Genomic DNA, 1,165 nt, shown 5'->3' with positions numbered 1-1,165 from the left:
CCCGCGCACTGAATATGTCCGACCGCCAATCACTCGTCCCGTACGTTCCACTGTGCCGGGCCGGTCTTGCACGGATCGTGTGGGTTCCATGAATCCCCTGCTCACCTCGGGCATGCCGGGCGCGAGGCCCCGGCCGGAAAGAAGTAAGTGCTGATGTCTAGGCGAAAGGCGGGCGCCCGGATATGGTGCGATACGGGCAAGCCATAACAGTGCATCGTCTCCGGACTCCGATCGGTGGGCACCGCATGCCGGATCTGACGTTCGCCATTCAGAGATTGCCGGGCGTGAGCGTGATCTCGGTGGCCGGCGAGGTCGACGTCGCGACCGCCGGCCAGCTCGATCGTCATATCCGCGGCAGCAGGCGGCAGCCCGGCGAGCACGTGGTGATCGATCTCAGCGAGGCGCAGTTCCTGGGCAGCGCGGGCCTTCGCGTCCTGCTCAACACCCACGCCTTCGCCCGCCAGCACGGCGGCAGCCTGCACCTGGCCGCCCCTGATCCGAAGCTGGCCCGGATCATGGAACTCACCTGGGCGCACACCGTCCTGCACGTGCACACCACGGTGGAAGAGGCCGTCCTCGCCGCCCTGGGCGGCACCACCCACGAATCACTCGGCCCCGTCGACGCAGGCGACCCTTGCTGAGCTGCGCGCTTCTCTCATCGAAGGGAGCCGCTCACCAGGCGTCGGCCCGCACGGTGGTCTGAGGGAACCCACTCACAGAGCGCCGACCCGCACGGTGGCCCGAGAGAGCCCACTCACAGAGCGCCGACCCGCACGGTGGCCCGAGAGAGCCCACTCACAGAGCGCCGACCCGCACGGTGGCCCGACGGGATACTGTGCCACCACCCCCGACGAAGCCCACCAGGTCGCCCGTCAGCACCGCGACCCGAGCCGCTCCCCACCGACCTGAACGGGACGCATGGCGGCGGCAAGCGGGGCGCGCGTCCCATCGCGGTGCTCGTCGAAGCCCGCACCACTCAGAACCACAGCCCCTGCCACCGCCCCACTCCGAACCCACAGCCCTCAGTCGCCGCGCCACCCCGAACCCACAGCCCTCGGCCACCGCACCGCCCCGAACCCACAGCCCTCGGCCACCGCACCGCCCCGAACCCACAGCCCTCGGCCACCGCACCGCCCCGAACCCACAGCCCTCGGCCACCGCACCG

General features: G+C 70.4%; 1 protein-coding gene. It reads left to right on the top strand.

From position 1 onward, the window contains the following. Nucleotides 1–182 precede the first annotated feature (182 nt). Nucleotides 183–641 (top strand): STAS domain-containing protein, encoded by a 459-nt coding sequence (locus tag ACWDX9_RS58485; RefSeq protein WP_355210299.1) that lies wholly within the window; start codon nucleotides 183–185, stop codon nucleotides 639–641. The last annotated feature ends 524 nt before the right edge of the window (nucleotides 642–1,165 follow it).

The organism is Nonomuraea sp. NPDC003201 (genome assembly GCF_053590415.1).
Note: the sequence above shows the minus strand (reverse complement) of the source record. Positions and strands in the feature narration are given on the sequence as shown.

Excerpts from the sequence above, each read along its gene's own strand:
- ACWDX9_RS58485 (WP_355210299.1), top strand. The coding sequence starts at position 183 with ATGGTGCGATACGGGCAAGCCATAACAGTGCATCGTCTCCGGACTCCG.